This is a genomic window from Vibrio sp. 2130-1 (genome assembly GCF_033339515.1).
Window position 1 is genome coordinate 1 of sequence record NZ_JAWOUT010000019.1, and the last position, 16,022, is coordinate 16,022.

Annotated in this window: 9 protein-coding genes and 1 riboswitch; of the genes, 1 reads left to right on the forward strand and 8 read right to left on the reverse strand. The window is 42.9% G+C overall.

What is annotated here, in order from left to right; all coding sequences use genetic code 11:
* Positions 1-114: 114 nt before the first annotated feature.
* The gene (btuB, locus tag R7Q09_RS21050) at positions 115-1,950 is read right to left on the reverse strand and encodes a TonB-dependent vitamin B12 receptor (RefSeq protein WP_318071189.1); all 1,836 of its coding nucleotides are present in this window, start codon (positions 1,948-1,950) and stop codon (positions 115-117) included.
* Positions 1,951-2,005: 55 nt separating this feature from the next.
* Positions 2,006-2,206, reverse strand: a riboswitch (cobalamin riboswitch).
* A gap of 184 nt (positions 2,207-2,390) precedes the next feature.
* Here btuB and trmA point away from each other — a divergent pair.
* Entirely contained in the window at positions 2,391-3,500 is a 1,110-nt protein-coding gene (trmA, locus tag R7Q09_RS21055) for a tRNA (uridine(54)-C5)-methyltransferase TrmA (protein ID WP_318071188.1), read from the forward strand.
* 138 nt (positions 3,501-3,638) lie between these two features.
* Here the strand turns inward: trmA and R7Q09_RS21060 are convergent, their stop codons facing one another.
* From R7Q09_RS21060 to R7Q09_RS21090, 7 genes are all read right to left on the reverse strand, one after another.
* The gene (locus R7Q09_RS21060) at positions 3,639-7,451 is read right to left on the reverse strand and encodes a hypothetical protein (RefSeq protein WP_318071187.1); all 3,813 of its coding nucleotides are present in this window, start codon (positions 7,449-7,451) and stop codon (positions 3,639-3,641) included.
* A gap of 678 nt (positions 7,452-8,129) precedes the next feature.
* Positions 8,130-9,380, reverse strand: coding sequence for a hypothetical protein (locus R7Q09_RS21065; RefSeq protein WP_318071186.1), 1,251 nt, complete (start codon positions 9,378-9,380; stop codon positions 8,130-8,132).
* 120 nt (positions 9,381-9,500) lie between these two features.
* Positions 9,501-10,247, reverse strand: coding sequence for a hypothetical protein (locus R7Q09_RS21070; protein ID WP_140132241.1), 747 nt, complete (start codon positions 10,245-10,247; stop codon positions 9,501-9,503).
* On the reverse strand, positions 10,235-11,872 hold the full coding sequence (locus tag R7Q09_RS21075; RefSeq protein ID WP_318071185.1) for an RNA-directed DNA polymerase: 1,638 nt from the start codon (positions 11,870-11,872) through the stop codon (positions 10,235-10,237). Before R7Q09_RS21075 ends, R7Q09_RS21070 begins: the two co-directional genes overlap by 13 nt.
* A gap of 219 nt (positions 11,873-12,091) precedes the next feature.
* Positions 12,092-14,632, reverse strand: a complete 2,541-nt coding sequence (locus R7Q09_RS21080) for a S8 family peptidase (protein WP_318071184.1) — start codon at positions 14,630-14,632, stop codon at positions 12,092-12,094.
* Between the two features lie 12 nt (positions 14,633-14,644).
* A complete protein-coding gene (locus R7Q09_RS21085) occupies positions 14,645-15,625 on the reverse strand; it encodes an ATP-binding protein (protein ID WP_318071183.1) in 981 nt (326 codons plus the stop codon).
* Positions 15,626-15,812: 187 nt separating this feature from the next.
* Positions 15,813-15,998, reverse strand: a complete 186-nt coding sequence (locus R7Q09_RS21090; RefSeq protein WP_140131787.1) for a helix-turn-helix transcriptional regulator — start codon at positions 15,996-15,998, stop codon at positions 15,813-15,815.
* Positions 15,999-16,022 lie beyond the last annotated feature (24 nt).

Here is a 16,022-nt window from a genome sequence, read left to right on the forward strand (position 1 = left end):
TAGCATGAGTAGTTTTACAGGCAAAGCCGAAACGGATGATAACCACCTACTGAAGTAGGTGGTTTAGGGCTGAAAATTAAAAACCGCCCGAAGGCGGTTTGTGTTCATTCACGATTAGAATTCGTAGCCAACGTTGAGATAGTACGCTCGCTCTGCAGCAGGGTAACCTTTTGCCATCTCATACTCTTCATCAAGTAGATTATCGATACGAGCGCTAATAGAGGTCGACTTATTCGGATAGTAAGTCACTGCCGTATCAACCAACGAGTAAGAAGAAAGCGTGATATCTTGTGAAGGCCAAGTGCTGTAATCCACATCTGGACGCTTACCGACGTACTGATAGCTAACCGACCAATCCACTTTATCGAAGCTCACTAAAGCATTCCACTTATACATTTCTTTAGCGCGGCGCTGCAACTGATGCCCTTTATCGTCTTCAGCATCTTTGTAATCTGCACTCAACTGGTGCTGCACAATCCCTGTATCAAACTCAGCAACAAGCTCCACACCTTGGATATGTGTTTCACCATCGACATTCAAATATTTGTATGTGGTTGGATGGTAATCGATAAGATTCGTGATTTTATAGTCATAACCCGTTACGGACCAAAAAACGCCTTGGACATCACCGCTGAATGCTAGCTCCCAAGCATCTGACTCTTCCGGCTTAAGATCTTTCTCACCGTATGTTGGGTCATACTGTTGATATAGGTTTGGAGCCTTAAACGCAGTACCAAAAGAAGCTTTAACCCCAAACTCTGGCACAAACTGGTAACCAGCCGCTAAGCTGTAAGTGAACTCACTACCGTATTCTTCGTTATCATCAAGGCGAGCACTGCCCTCAAGCATTGCTTTATCAATACTGGTGGTTGCCATACCAAACAGAGCGCCATTGGTACGATCAAACGTTTTATTCGCACTCTTGTCTTTATAAGACTCGTTGCGCCAATCAATACCACCAGCCAACGTCGTATTGTTGTTTAGCAAGTAACTGTTGGTCCACTGGACATTTTGCTGCTCAAGTTCATCTTCAGTACCTGAGTGTTTGCCTTTTGCTTGCTCATAGTTCCAAGACTTCTGTTTCTGTGCCGTTACTTGTAGTTCTGACATCACATTATCAGACTGATACTTACCGCCCAGAGTGACAGAAAGATCATCTTTTTCTGCTTCGTAGTAACCGCGACTGCCGTAGCTGCTGTCATATTGATAAACATTTTCGTAAGCACGTAGGTTACCAAATGCAGACCACTGGTCATTGAAGTTATGCACGTAACCTAGCAGACCATTCTTTGTATCAAAGCCATGGCGATCACCGTCATTAACTCCCGGTACAGGACGAACGTTATAACCATCATCACTTTCACTACCAAGCGCGATATTTAGCTGGCCGCTCTCTGTGACTTTAATACCAGATGCCACACTCAATTCTTGATAATCTAAACTACCTAAACCCGCACTTAACTTCGTTCCTTCTTCGTCAGCACGCGCAATGGTGATGATATTGATCACGCCACCAATCGCTTCTGAGCCATAAAGTGACGCACGCGCACCACGTACGTACTCAATACGTTGAACGTAAGTAAGTGGGATTTGGTTAAAGTCCACAGCGCCCTTCGCTGCTCGTGCAAAACGTACGCCATCAACCAGTACTAAAACTTGGTCGGAACTGGTTCCACGAACAAATAAAGACGCTAACTGACCACGACCACCATTTTGTGAAACTTGAATCCCCGTAAGGCGACGCAATACATCTGGTAGGGTTTTCGCTTGAATGCGATCGATGTCTTGTCGAGTAACTACTTCGACATCTGCCAACGTACGGCTTTCGGCTTGCTCAAAACGGTTTGCAGTAACAACGATGGTTTCGTCAGTGGAGGTTTCTTGGGCCTGTAGATAAGAGACAGGTGAAAGCAGCGATGCCAAAGTGATCGCCAGTGCGGATTTTCTCATTGTATTGTCCTAAATCGCGTAATTCCTTCCGAGCCCTGTCATCATGACAGTCCAGTGCTGTGGCTCAGTTGTTGGCAGGTATTCGGACTCAAGAGCACGGGTGTACCGCCTACTTGCTCGACTTCCCACATAAACTAATGCAGTGTCTGATGAGCGTTCGTTCTCTTTTACCGCTGCGCGTCAGTTCTGGATTCACACCAGATTCCCATTTCAGCCATCTAGATTGCTAGATAGCACCAACTTGAGGCAAATATTATTCAGCTATTGATTATTTGTCCAGCCAATATTGCCCTTAGAAGTTGTAACGTTTTGATTGATTTTGCTTTCTACTCTGCCTGTACGCACTATCTTTAAATCAATTCCAGTACAAAACTGGACATCCTATTGAGATTGAATAAAATCTGCGCTCTTAAATTGAATGCACCATAAAAGGTAAGATCATGGCTACTCTTGATGTAAACCCACAACGCTACCAAGAACAACTGGCTGAAAAAGTCGAACGTCTCACGGATATGTTCGCGCCATACAACATGCCAGAACTGGAAGTGTTTGAATCACCAGAGCAGCACTACCGCATGCGTGCTGAGTTCCGTGTTTGGCATGAAGGCGAAGATCTTTACTACATCATGTTCAACCAAGAAACTCGTGAGAAGTACCGTGTTGACCAATTCCCTGCAGCAAGCCGTCTGATCAACGACCTGATGCCGCTATTGGTTGAAGCGATGAAAGACAACGACTCACTACGTCGTAAACTGTTCCAGGTGGATTTCCTGTCGACGCTAAGCGGTGAGATTCTGGTTTCACTCCTTTACCATCGCCAACTTGATGAAGAGTGGATTGAAAACGCGAAAGCCCTTAAACAGCGTTTAAATGATGAAGGCTTTAACCTAAACATCATTGGTCGCGCTCGTAAGATGAAGATTGTCCTAGACCGCGACTACGTGATCGAGAAGCTCGATGTAAATGGTCAAAGCTACATCTACCAACAAGTGGAGAACAGCTTCACTCAGCCGAACGGCAAAGTCGCAGAGAAGATGCTGGAATGGGCGGTCGACTGTACCCTAGAAAGCACTGGCGACCTACTAGAGCTTTACTGTGGTAACGGTAACTTCTCGCTGGCGTTGGCACAGAATTTCGACCGCGTACTGGCAACTGAGCTAGCGAAGCCATCTGTGGTATCTGCACAGTACAACATCGCCGCCAATAAGATTGATAACGTACAAATCTTACGTCTATCGGCAGAGGAATTTACTCAAGCGATCGAAGGTAAGCGTGAATTCCGTCGTCTACAAGATGCAGGTGTAGATCTGAAGAGCTACAACTGCAACACGATTTTTGTCGACCCACCACGTGCTGGGATGGATGTCGATACTTGTAAAATGGTGCAAGGTTACGAGCGCATCATGTACATCTCTTGTAACCCTGAGACTCTAAAAGAGAACTTGGACACTCTATGCGAAACACACAACGTAACGCGTTTTGCTCTGTTTGACCAATTCCCTTATACCCACCACATGGAAGCGGGTGTGCTTTTGGAGCGTATAAAATAAGGGAAAATCAGGATCTATAACATCAAAAAAATACCTTTGGGTACGGCCCTGGGTACGGATAGAGCTTAAGACTTTAAAACAAAAAGAGGATGCGCTTGGCATCCTCTTGTTAGTTCATACTAAAAGACATAGTTTAGATTAATACTCATATGGATTACGCTTTTCGTCTTGTTCAGCTTGTCGTTCATATCGCTCAGCAAACTCTCTCATTTCAGCCGCAAACCTCGTGTATCCGTTCGCATCTAAGGCCTCCGCTTTATCCCTATAACCTCTTGCTAGGTTACGTTCCTCTTGCCCATGCGTAAATCCATAAACTCCACGATCATTGAAAAGTTGATTGGTAAAGCCTGAGCGCATGTCTCCTGTATCACGATAATTTAAGACCGTCGCAACCGCTTTATGAATCCATAAACCATCAGGGTCTGGGGGAGCACAGGTTAATACATGGCCAACCTGAATCAGAGCAACTTCTGCATGTCCCGATTCTTCTGTTAATTTACGCACTTCACTAAACCAAGTATTAAATGATTCAGTAATAAACGTCCCATCCTCTTGGGTTCCAGGGCAACGCTTCCATTCAGTAAGAAGTTTATAAGCATTTTTTGCTAAGCTTTTTTTATGTTCATCGAATTGTTCATTATCTTCTTGATGAGACTTTTTCGAACGATAAACAAGCCCAACAACCTCCGCAAAGAAACCTGGTTCAGACGCCAATCGCTTTTCTAACGTAACTGGTGAGCCGGATGAGAAACGATCTAACCATGGAAGGAAATTCCATTCGATTTTGAACAAGGCATCCTGATCTGCGGTTTTAGATTTTTGAAGATGTGTTATCAACTCGACAGTTTGATGAGCATTCAGCTCCGAGATTCCACTACCTTTTTCAATAACATCTAACAAAGCTTGTATCGCTAGGGATTCATTAAATTGAGAACTTCGGTCAGCCATTCTAGAAACGCACGTTACTGCCGAACCTCCACGCCCGTATTTTAACAAATTTTCAATCGCTACAGTCAAATCTCGAGCTGGACCATATGGATTCACAACCACATTTTTCCAATACAGTGACTCTTGCTCATCTAAGAACGATGAAACCCTCTCCCATATATTCTCTTCAAAAGGAAGATGAGTTAAAAACTTAGCTTTTTGCTCAATAGTCCAAGCTCTTTGAAGGATTTCATCAACCCACTCTATTTGAAATTTCCAGTATCTAGACCAAACATAACCAGCAACAAGTCGAGCAGATATATCATCGTTACGTTCTAAAAAAGAAGGAAGAATCGACAGCTCCAAATTATCTGACGCAACAGTTCCTAGTACCCGTCCAACTTCATTGGGAACAGTAACGTTTGAAGCAAAGTGAAACACGGCATCACTATCGTCATCATTTATAATCTCTATGATAGCTCTTTCGCGTAATGAATCGAGTCGCTTTTGTTGCTCATCAAAATCTCCCTTTTCGTCATAAAGGTCAATATCTCTGCCACTAAAAAGGTGCCGATATTTTAGCTCAGGCAATGTAGGAGCAAGTATTTGTGCTGTATTCGCTATTTTGTTAACCGTATTTTCAGGTAACGCCCAATCGGCATCAGCGAACTTCCTGTGGTGCCGAACTAGCTCATCAACACACTCCCAAATAGGTAGACGCTCTACTTCTGGTAAGGACACAATTAAGTCGGAATTCAAATGTTCAAGTAAACTGTCGTGAGCAGGCTCTGGTAAGTCAGATAACCTCTTTATTAACTCACACAACTTCTCTGAATCACTTTTAGCTAAATTAACAGCGAGAACCGTAAATGCATCAATCTGCTCCCAATACTGACTTTTTAAAACGCCATCTTTCCAATCTCTAGGAATAAATTCACGCCAGACAGGGCGATGGCACCCACTTGTAAAGCCATGGTTGTGTGGCAAAAGTGCAAGAATAAGCTGCCATCCAACCACAGGGTGCTCCCTAATCACAGACTCAATAGCAGCTTTGCGTTTATCAAAAGTAGCCGTAGTCTGTACATGCCATGGTAAAAAAATGTCAGCTAAAGAATTAGAAGGACGATTTGACCATTGCCCGCCAGTATCAAATGAAGCAATATCAGCCAAGATAACTGATACACGAGACAAATATTCCGGACTCCAAGCCAATGTTTCCAACGCCCAGAGCAAGCCAACCATATAATTCTCGCCACCTAAGGCCCCACTTCCCTCTTCACTAAAAATTTTATGAAATGGTGTGTCTCGCAGATCCATAAGGACAGAATCTAATGCATCAAGGAACTCGTCAGGAGCAGCTTCTGCTAAAAGTGGCATGAGAGAGTCTAAACTTGCCCAACGTTTCCAGTCTGCTTTATTTAGTAACTCACGTACAACAATAACAGCCGTAGAAGTCGCTTTTCCGAAGGAGCATGAAGTCAATGCTTGAGGGCGACAACCAATTAAAGCTAGCGTTTCGGCAATACCCTTTCTAACTAGGGAAGAATGTGTAAGGACTTTTCCATGAACACTGGCAGCAAACCGATCTTCCTTAGCAAGTTCAAACTTAGGATCTTCCTCTCCTAATACAAAAAGGGCGGTCTTTTCAAACCTTTCTAGGTCATCATCAGTAACTCGCGATCCTAGAGCCCCCCAGGCTTCACCACGCGCGACAAATCTCCACTTCTCATCATGTTGAACTAGGGGAGAGTCCGAGCGAAGTGTGCCAGGCCTAAGAGTTTCGATCCACTCCCCGTAATCTTTTCCCAGCAGCATCTCAATTAAAGCTCGATCTGAAGGATTAGAACCGTCCCATTTTCCAACTAGCCCAGCCTGAGCCAGATGAGTTGCAGTGCCCCAGGTTGCATATGGTGGTAAGGCCCCATATCCTCTTAAGTAACGTCGAAGTGCAGAAAGCCTCTCACCACCGACTCTTGCAAGTTCTGTCGCTCTTCCTTCGGTATAACCAGATTCTTTTAGAACCGATTCAATTTGTGATTGTGAAGGGCTTCTTAGCTTTAAAATTTCTGGATTATCACCAGACCAAGCACCACATAGAGGAACAACGACAGCATGACCTTTACGACGAGCTAAAGCTTGGAGAGTAGCACCTTCATCTGTTTCTAAACCAAGGCGGGGATCTGCAACTAAAACATGTGGGGAACGAGTTTCAACGATGCTACGCCAAGCTTGTTCATCACTAATGTAGAGACAACGATTACTGTATGCTGCTGATGCTTCCGGCTCTAATTCTGCAATAAAAGCTGAGACGAAATCAGCTACATCATTCGGACTCTCCGCAAAAAGCATTAATACCGGTGTCCTTCCTTCAAATAGTGCCTGCAGCGCTTCACATGCACTATTTCTTCCTATAGTAAATAGCTTAGGCGGGAGAGCTTCACCATCCTCACACTCGGAGTTTACATTTTCCCAATGTTCAATCGCAGTCGCGATACCTCCTAAATTGGCAGTCAAGTTCAGCTTCTTGGCCATCCATTTTCCAATAGCTGGATATTCTCTTAACCAATCAGCAAGCTTAACTCCGTCTATTATGCGAATCAGTTTCCACCCTGTATCTTTTCGTGTCTCCAACCATTGAGTTTGTGCTGGCTCACTCCATCCACCAGCTCCTGATGATCGCGGAGTTACAAAAACAAAAGACGAGCTTGCACGTTCGACATCATCAATTTCCTCTGTTCGTTTTTTAAAATCATCTGTAGCCTTAGCTCTTGGATTAGAGTTTGTACCTATCTCCCAAAAAGATTTACCACTTGGAACAAATTCGAGAAAACCTTCCTCAACTTCAACCATACCATCCCAACCTGGTTGATTGACGGCATCACCATACGGAATTCGACATAAAACGAGATTGGAACAAGATTGGGTCACAAGCCAATAAATTAGTTCCGGAATAACTGACTGACTTTCTCTTGTTGGAGCAAATCGGTCTAGATCGCCAGCTTGGACTATATGAGTGTGATCCATGCTCATGCTTCCTTGATTGAAAAGTGCTTCATGTAGGTAGTTCTCATATTTGATATACTGATTACCATTGAGCTTCTATCCGACACCCGATAGGGATGTAGTCTGATTCATTAATATTTACTACATTGAAGTTCAATATTCAGAATGAATACCAGATTGCCATACCCAAATAACCTCTTGATATTTAAATCAAAAGCAATCCATTAACACTTTTCAGATCGAAGTACCCCTCCCCCCTGAAAAATGCACCAGATTGCTTAATAGATTAGCAAAACTAGCACTTAAGCGTATATAGGCATAAGACACAAATCGAAACCATAAATTCCTTTGCTCTTCGTTTCTACAACAGGGGCATCCTCTCATCTCAACCTCAGAACCTTCAGTATTCGTACAAATTCCATCTAAAGATGATAAACGTTGTTTCTGCGCACATTTAACCTCAACTGTTGCAAATTATCAGCACAGTGCCCCCTCGGCCATGTGGCGAGAGGTGCTTAAATCAAAAATTGAAGTGTTCCGTGATAAATATGATTGTTTACAAAACGTAGAAAAGCATTGAAGAAGATTACGAAAGTTATAACAAGTCAACACACAAACATCTCAACGTATAGAGAGCTACTAGAAGCCCTTATGCGGTAACATGCACAGATTCTCTGATAAAAGGTACTTTGTTTCTTGTTAACGAATAGCCATTCCAATGATGCTGCCCAGCTGCGGCAGCCAAGAATAGATGATGTTGCCTACAGTCCCCTCAAGTGGTCCCTTCAGTAGAGATAGGAACTCAACTGCAAGTTTTGGGTTATCCATATGGAGCTGTTTAACTATGCGCTCTAATTCTTCTTTTTGAATATCCGCTGCACGCTCATCGAGCTTCTTCGCTAAACCTAACAGTTCCAACTCAACATCACTATTACGGCCATATTTATCTATCAGCATCGACACCTGTTCTTGAGCAATCCGGTATGAAGTTATGCTCTCAGATAGCATGTGTTTAAGGTCTGCAACCTGCTCTTCCAGGCTAAAGATTCGCTGGTCATAGTTAGACTTGGTTAGCGCCAGAATACCCTGTTGATGTTTCACTTCCATAGCGGCCATATCTAGCTTATTTTGAAGAGCCATTAATTGAATCTGGTCTGTCATGAACTGATCTGGATGACGAGTACCATTGAGGACTTCACCATACTCATTAAGTAGAGTTTCAACCTTGTGCTCAGTACCTGTATCAGACTTAATCCTAAGTCTGACTTTCTCACCATCTTGTTCAATGGTAACTTTGCTATTTGCTTCAGAACACTTCTGTTTAAGCACTTCACTAAAGTAAGAAAGTAGCCCAACGCCAGCTTGTATCTGGTGAGGTTCAAATGTGATAGTTCTACGAATTACCTTGTCTGAATCGATAACCTCTATATCAGAGTAATCATAAGAGCAACCCAGAACCAGAAAGCTATTTCCTTCAACAATATCAAGGTACTGTATTCGCTGAACCACATAGTCGAAACTCATCCGGAAAGAACTGTTCTCTCCAACATCCAAGGGCATTATTAAGATCGGAATGAAGCCCAAAGAAGATACAGATTTAGATCTAAATGTTACCCAACTATCTAAGCTTGTAGGCATATTCATTCCAATATCGATCGCAACCTCACCTTTCAAAGCTCCCATTTGGATCATCTTCGGCTTAGATGGCGCTGCTTTGAACTCTTTGAAACTTGCTCGGCCTCCTGCCAAAAGCTTTTGACACCGCCACTCCATTTCGTTCAGGTTGCTTAAAACCCCATCTTTCATCTCTTTAATAGAGTCAACATACCCCAAGTTAGCTAAAGCTACTTGTAACTCTGACAACTCGATTGCGTTGTTTGCCCGCAACGCATCCCAAGCATCACCTACATTAAAAACTTTATTGATATACAAGCTAATATCCCATTTCATTTCATCCTTTCAAGCATGATAACCGACTGATTGAATAACTTGCTATCTAGGTCGGATGTATCGGCTCTAATTCACACTAAGGTTATGATGGTATGATGAAGCTTGCCGCAGTTTTTGTGGCTAATTTAGTTTAGCTCTTGCAGAAAGTACTGTATTTTGAAGTAGCTCGACCGTCTCAATTATATTCCTTCCACCAGCAACTAAACGGTGCAGCTCTTCAAAATCCACCTGCACATACTTGTTCTTCCTTGGATTAAAAATAATGCCATGTTTCCAAGTCACAACGTCAGGATTACCCAGTGAGAATGAAAAGTTTAAAAGCCAGTAAAGCAAAACCTGCCTGTAATCACTCGCTGAAAAGTTCTTATTGGTGCACTTAACCTCTATCAAGTAGCCTTCAAAGCAAAAATCTCCATAGCTAGAAGAAATCCACTCTAATCCCGCTATGCTAGGTGCAATGGTTATCGCCTTACCATTAGCTAACTCGGTCAATCCCGATGCTAGGTTACTAGCCACACTTTCAATTAACCTTTTGTCCTGCTCCGTTAACAGACTAGGGAGCTGCGCGTCAAAAAAACGAGACTGTCTTTTTAATGCTATTGCCAAGTAATCTTCCTCTATTAACTCTCTTCCATCGAGCAAAAACTCCGCCCTAACGCTAGCTATCTCATATAGCATAGCAGGAGCTAAACTCATCCTACTCAATGCGACTTCAGAAACAGCAGCGATACTTTCTAGCTCCATCCATGTTTGATTTAGCCCTGCGACCATACCTGGAACTAAGCCGGGGAATAAAATTTCAGAAACACCAGGAATGTCTCTAGCCAGGGTACGAGGATCAGTAAATGGGAGTCTTAAAAAGCGCATGAAGCCGACCAGTCCTTATATAACTCAGCGAAGGCTTTTGAACCTTCAATTTCAAAACCTAGAGACCAAGTATTTTCTATTTTCTTCTTAACTCGCCCTCTAAAATGTTTACCTTCATCCCCAAACTGATATGAAGCTAACCAGAACATTCTCTGTAACTCTCCATGGCTCACATCGTAACGATTACTTGCAGCTAAAAACTGTGAGCGACTTTTCCAGTGCCTCCAACAATCAACGCTTGCTCGCTTCACTGTTTCAAATTCAGAACTATTGAAAATACCCATCACAAATTGAGAGCGTGTTGGGGTTGCTTTAAATCTTATAGCTCTCATAAAGTGCAGGCAGTTAGCCTCAGGCAACAACAAGTGTTCACAACTCTGTATAACACCGTCCAAGCTACTGTCTATGCTAGAGTGAATTTGGGAGAATTCACTGTCTGCTCTAATCTTTGATATTCCCCGCATAATCTTAGACCACGATCCTCTAAAAGCATTTAAGTTACTAGGCTTGAGCAAGGTTTGACATAACTGAGCGGCTGCGTATGGGCTTTGAAACACCAATGTACGACTAATCTGGGCAACGAGATATGAATCGGGCTGACTTTTAAAGGTTTCCGCCTGTAGGAGGCTAACAACATCAATTTCATTGACCGCTTTCTGTAGCTCTTCATATTCTGCATGCGGATCATCGGTATACGGATCAAAGTACAAATCAATTTCCTTCAACTTCCCAGCCTGTTCATCATCAGAGCTAAGCTGAGCCGTAACGAAATTCTTGTAATGCAGTGAGGATAAAAAGGTAGTTTTAGTTCGATTAAGTGACAATCCATAATCAGCCAAGTATCTTGATAGAGTTGATAACGCTTTGTAAGCATCTGACTGACTCTTGGCAATCAAGGTGAAGTCATCTACATATCGATGCCAAATCAAACCAGATGAAGTCAGCAACTCATCAATAGCGTGCATAAGCACTTCAGCTAATACTCTGGAGCACTGCCCACCTACTGGGAGGCCAAATGATCTTCCAGCACTCATTTGATTGAGTATTCTATCTAGCTGAGCGGAAACGGTGGAATGTTCAGAGAATAAGTCTCCAATCAAGTTTTCCAAACGGTGGTGGTAAATATGCTCATAGAAGCCTGATACATCCGTTTGAACCACCACTGACTTGCTATCTGCCAACAAAGACTCTTCAATTGTTGCTGCTTTGTATGAGTACCAAGAGTGTTCACGTAAAAATAGTCGACTCTGTTCATCGGAGTGTCGGTAAGAGTGCGCACTATCAAATCTTTGAGGAGCTAACTTTTCAGAAATAGCAATTGCAAGCCCATTTATATAAACATTCCAAAACGGGTGTATCTTCGTCGTAATACGAAACCCACTCATCCCACTAGGTACAAGCAACCGTTCATGAAAAATCGACAGAGAATCGATTGTTTTTCTGGCTTCGTTTTTCCCTGACTCATCCAATACCTTAAACAACTCATAGGCAATCTCAGCAACGCCTTTGTGACACTCTGAAATAAAACGGTTATCCAAGTCAAAGGGGAGGGTGTCATTATCTCCATGAGCGCCAATTTCTCTAGCAGCTTTCTCAAAGTGCTCTAAAGTTACCTCTTTCGCCATCTCACTACCTGCAATCTAAATTTGAAGTGTGCGCAGTCCGACACACCTTTCATTGAAGTTATTGTTTATTTTCCGTGCACCTTTTGCTTTCCAGTAGTAGTGCTTAATTATTCTACACTAGGCGATTGATTTTTTAGCTATCAGTGTTGTTTTTGAGATGATGAGTATTAATGTTCAGAAATAGAGAAGGCCCCCTGTTGGGGGCCTTCGAAGAGATATTTAATTGGTCACTTCCACCACAGCAGGGGTGACAACCTCAGCCTCAATGATAGTTTGCACTTCGGTATACAAATCCACATCTACTTCAGGTACGGATAATGATACCACTAACGCATATCGGGCCTTGGAGTCATATCTCTCATGAGCTTTTCGAGTTTTCCACCAACCACTAGCGGGGTAAATAGCTATCTTTCCTCGAGCTGCGAGATCTGCAGCACTACCACGCCAAATGTCTTTGTGAATCGATCCCCTGTGACGTTGCTGCTTTCCTAACAACCAATTGCTGTCTTCTAATGATTCCGATTTTTCGCCTTCAGCTTTAGCATTGATTCTTCGCATGAATTGCTGATCTGACTCCCCTTGGTGCTTGACGTCAAATCTCAACTGATGACTGGCATAACTGTATTTATTTAATACATTGCGGCTTGATGGATTTGGCTCAACAAAGTATGACAGGGTAATTGTTAGCTCTACATCAGCTTCACCGATTTTTTGCAGCTCATCAACGGGCCAAGGTAGATCATGTAAATGCATATCCTTGGTCTTGGTATCTCTAGACTTTGGCTTTGTATAGGGCTGCAGTTCATCCTGAATCACCAGCGACAGAGAGTTACTTGCACTATTTAGAGCTTTCTCCAAGTCAGGAACACCAAAGCCAACTTTGCGTACCAGCTTGGCCATATCGGATTTTTTCGTATTGCCATCACTGCGTTCAGCAGAAATCAACGAATACATTTCATCCGTCCAGTCGGCGGAATGAACGGTTAATGCTCTGACAGTTTCAGGCCACAGCTCAGGGTACTTAGACTTAATCTGAGCAGTAAATCTGGCAGCTAAGGCAGTAGCAGCACTGGTAGCATTTGCACATCGAAAATGTCTTTGAGAGAAGTCATGATTGGTTGTTAGCAGTTCTAAATCTTGCATTCCAGCACAACCGACTTCATCTTGACCAACATTTCCCCCTTCAAACACAACCTCTGGCTTAATCGGAGTATTTTTCCTTTCCCATTCAAGGGAAGTGGTCGAATAAGGTGATAGGCCACCTTTTGGTGCTAATGGTTGATAGTCGCTTGACTCTGTAATGACATCCTTCTCGGTATATGCACCAACAGTTAACACATTCCAGGCTTGAGCAGGATCATGGACATCGCTTAGATAATTAAGCTCTGGGTACACTACACTCCCAACAGGCTCCGTATTCCCCGCACATACAGTGAACAATCGAGGAAACTCACCTTCACCAAGAAAGTCTACCGCAAGCATATCCATTGCACTTGACCACGATGACGGCCTACCTCTGTCCGTCCCTTTCCCTGATGACAATGACATCGAATAGATACGTGAACGCTCAGGTTTATAGTTTTCTATTTCTGAAACCGCATTTTCGGTCACTATCCCCAGGGGCTTACCAGCATTATCACCATTAAACCTAATGGTTTTAACTGACTCTAACCGGTGGGTAACCGTTTCAATATCTGTCGAGCTTAACCTATCGGCCAAATCTCCCCACATAGCTAAGCCAGCCATACTTGTACCATGACCTATCACATCAGTAGGATCACTATCATCTGTTATCGTTCTTTGGTCTCCTAAATCGGAAAAAGAGGACAGCAATGGATGATCTACGTTCACTCCGGAGTCGATTATGCAGATATATGGGGAATTATCTGTATACGTATGATTTAGGCGATGGAGAAGCTCATCAGACCATTCTCGTTGCTCAACAGGCTCCATTGCATCAAAAAATTCAGCCGTAACTTTCGGGTAACGAATCTCTGCCACCCTAAAAAGAAGAGTTGCATTTTCTTCAAGCTTTCTTTGGCTAGCCTTTACTTGAATAACGGTATGTTCAGGAAAGCGAAGCTTATGCTCAGACACTTCAATTTCAGCGAGATTCGCTAATCGAGAAAAATCTGAGAGTATTTCAAGGTAGTGGTTATGGGTTTGACGGCTCTTCCTCGGTGTCGCTAACCATACTTCCCACCAAACATCCGCTCCTTTGTCTTCAGGTAGAAGACTGATATCATCAGCCCAGATAGCAGAGAAAGCAGCACGCTTGATAGATTTAATTGAATCAATAAGTTTTTGATGATCAGCCGCATCACCATTCTGCTTTGTTTTGTATCCTTCGTAATCATTCAGCTTTTTTTGGTAGAAGCTTAACTTTCCTTCCGGCACAAAAGCTGTCGCAAGAGTCGTTTTCTGTCCATCCTGCTCCACTGTTTTCACATTGTGTAGCACAATTCCTTGAGGATCATTGGCAAGGCTCTGAACGGCCATTTCAACGTCAGGAAAACTTTCAAACTCAACTTGGATACCAACCCCCATCGTGAGCTCCGATACAGGAATGCTCTGCTTTAGATCCGTCAACTCAGTAGCAACATTTTGAATTTCTTGACGTAACTTACTGCTGTGAGAAGCTCTGTTTTTTGCAGGGATTACTATTTTAGATCCGCCACCTCGAGTAGGAGACGTAAATTCGTGAGAGCTGCCGGAAGAATTAAAAAAGAAGTGAGGTTTATTAAATTCGTTTCGAGCCATTCAAGTTCCTTCTTACTCCATAAAGTGCTGACTAATGCTTTTTCTATCCTCAATGGCCTGCTGAAGCATTGTGGTGGTAATCGAGTTATAGTCATGAATAAGCATTTCTTTAATTGCATCATTTGCAGCTAAAGTTATCTCTGCATTACTCAAGCCTTCTGCAATTGCAGGAAGTCGCTTCCAAGAAAAATTCTTCGCTACATACGGCTGTAATCGAGTGCGGAACAGCTTGATGATTTCATCTTCTGAAGGGAGCTCGTACTTAATTACATCATCAAAACGGCGAAACAGCGCATGGTCTAACGCTTCAATATGGTTCGTAGCACAGACGATGACACTATTGGAGTCATCTTGCTCGATCATTTGCAAAAAGCTATTGAGGATACGCCTAGCTTCTCCCACATCGTTTCCTGAACCACGGTGTGAGCCTAGAGCATCAAACTCATCAAAAAAGTACACCCCCCTAACTTCTCGGATGGTATCGAATATTTGGCGTAACTTAGCAGAAGACTCGCCAAGATACTTGGTAATAACAGCATCAAGGCGAACCTCAAATAAAGGGAAGTTTAGTTCACCAGCTAAAACCGACGCCGTGAACGTTTTTCCCGTACCGGGCTTTCCAGCCAATAAGAGCTTTCTACGTGGCGAGAGACCATGGTTTTTAAGTGTAGTAAGGTGCTTTTGCTCTTTCACCAATCTCTCTAGCCTACCTTTAACAGAACTAGATACGATTAAGTCAGCAAAACGCAAGCTCGGGTGAGTTGTAACCAATAAACCTGATGTGTCTTTAACGCCAGTTGCTATCGACACTGGTAGGTTTTTTACGCTGTTCTTCTTAGCCTTTTCAACTAACCCTTTGAGCTCTTGAGCAAGCTTCCCATGACCATTTCTCGCCTCATGAGCGGCAACCTGAAGCGCAACAGATAAGAACCTGTCGTCATCTTTATCGATATGTGATTGCATCAAAGCTTTAATTTGAGTCGAACTAGCCATGGGTAATTTCTAAAATTAGGTAAAGTGGTTACACGATAATCATACATTGAAACTTAAATTTCTTCTATCAATGAAAGTGTCATAGCTCACATCACGAAGTAGTACTTCTCTCCTCGAACACAATAGTTCAAAACCAAACATCAACCTTAAAACACTGTTTTTACTAACATACTACGCTCAATACCAGCTAACTATCAATGCTCTCCACCTTGCTCATCATCCAATCTTCAACATCACTCTCAAGCCACTCCTTACGCTTACCTGATACGGTGAAGTTTTTTGGAAACTCCCCATTTTTCATTAGCTCATAAATAGTGCTTTTACATAGTGTTGTTTTGGTTACAACTTGCTCTAAATTAAGAAAATTCAACATTTTAAAACCTTGTTATGTAGTTCA

What these genes read in the sequence shown, in the direction of transcription:
- R7Q09_RS21080 (WP_318071184.1), bottom strand. Translation starts at nt 14,632, where the DNA reads ATGGCTCGAAACGAATTTAATAAACCTCACTTCTTTTTTAATTCTTCC.
- R7Q09_RS21060 (WP_318071187.1), bottom strand. Translation starts at nt 7,451, where the DNA reads ATGGATCACACTCATATAGTCCAAGCTGGCGATCTAGACCGATTTGCT.
- btuB (WP_318071189.1), bottom strand. Translation starts at nt 1,950, where the DNA reads ATGAGAAAATCCGCACTGGCGATCACTTTGGCATCGCTGCTTTCACCT.
- R7Q09_RS21070 (WP_140132241.1), bottom strand. Translation starts at nt 10,247, where the DNA reads ATGCGCTTTTTAAGACTCCCATTTACTGATCCTCGTACCCTGGCTAGA.
- trmA (WP_318071188.1), top strand. Translation starts at nt 2,391, where the DNA reads ATGGCTACTCTTGATGTAAACCCACAACGCTACCAAGAACAACTGGCT.
- R7Q09_RS21065 (WP_318071186.1), bottom strand. Translation starts at nt 9,380, where the DNA reads ATGAAATGGGATATTAGCTTGTATATCAATAAAGTTTTTAATGTAGGT.
- R7Q09_RS21075 (WP_318071185.1), bottom strand. Translation starts at nt 11,872, where the DNA reads ATGGCGAAAGAGGTAACTTTAGAGCACTTTGAGAAAGCTGCTAGAGAA.
- R7Q09_RS21085 (WP_318071183.1), bottom strand. Translation starts at nt 15,625, where the DNA reads ATGGCTAGTTCGACTCAAATTAAAGCTTTGATGCAATCACATATCGAT.
- R7Q09_RS21090 (WP_140131787.1), bottom strand. Translation starts at nt 15,998, where the DNA reads ATGTTGAATTTTCTTAATTTAGAGCAAGTTGTAACCAAAACAACACTA.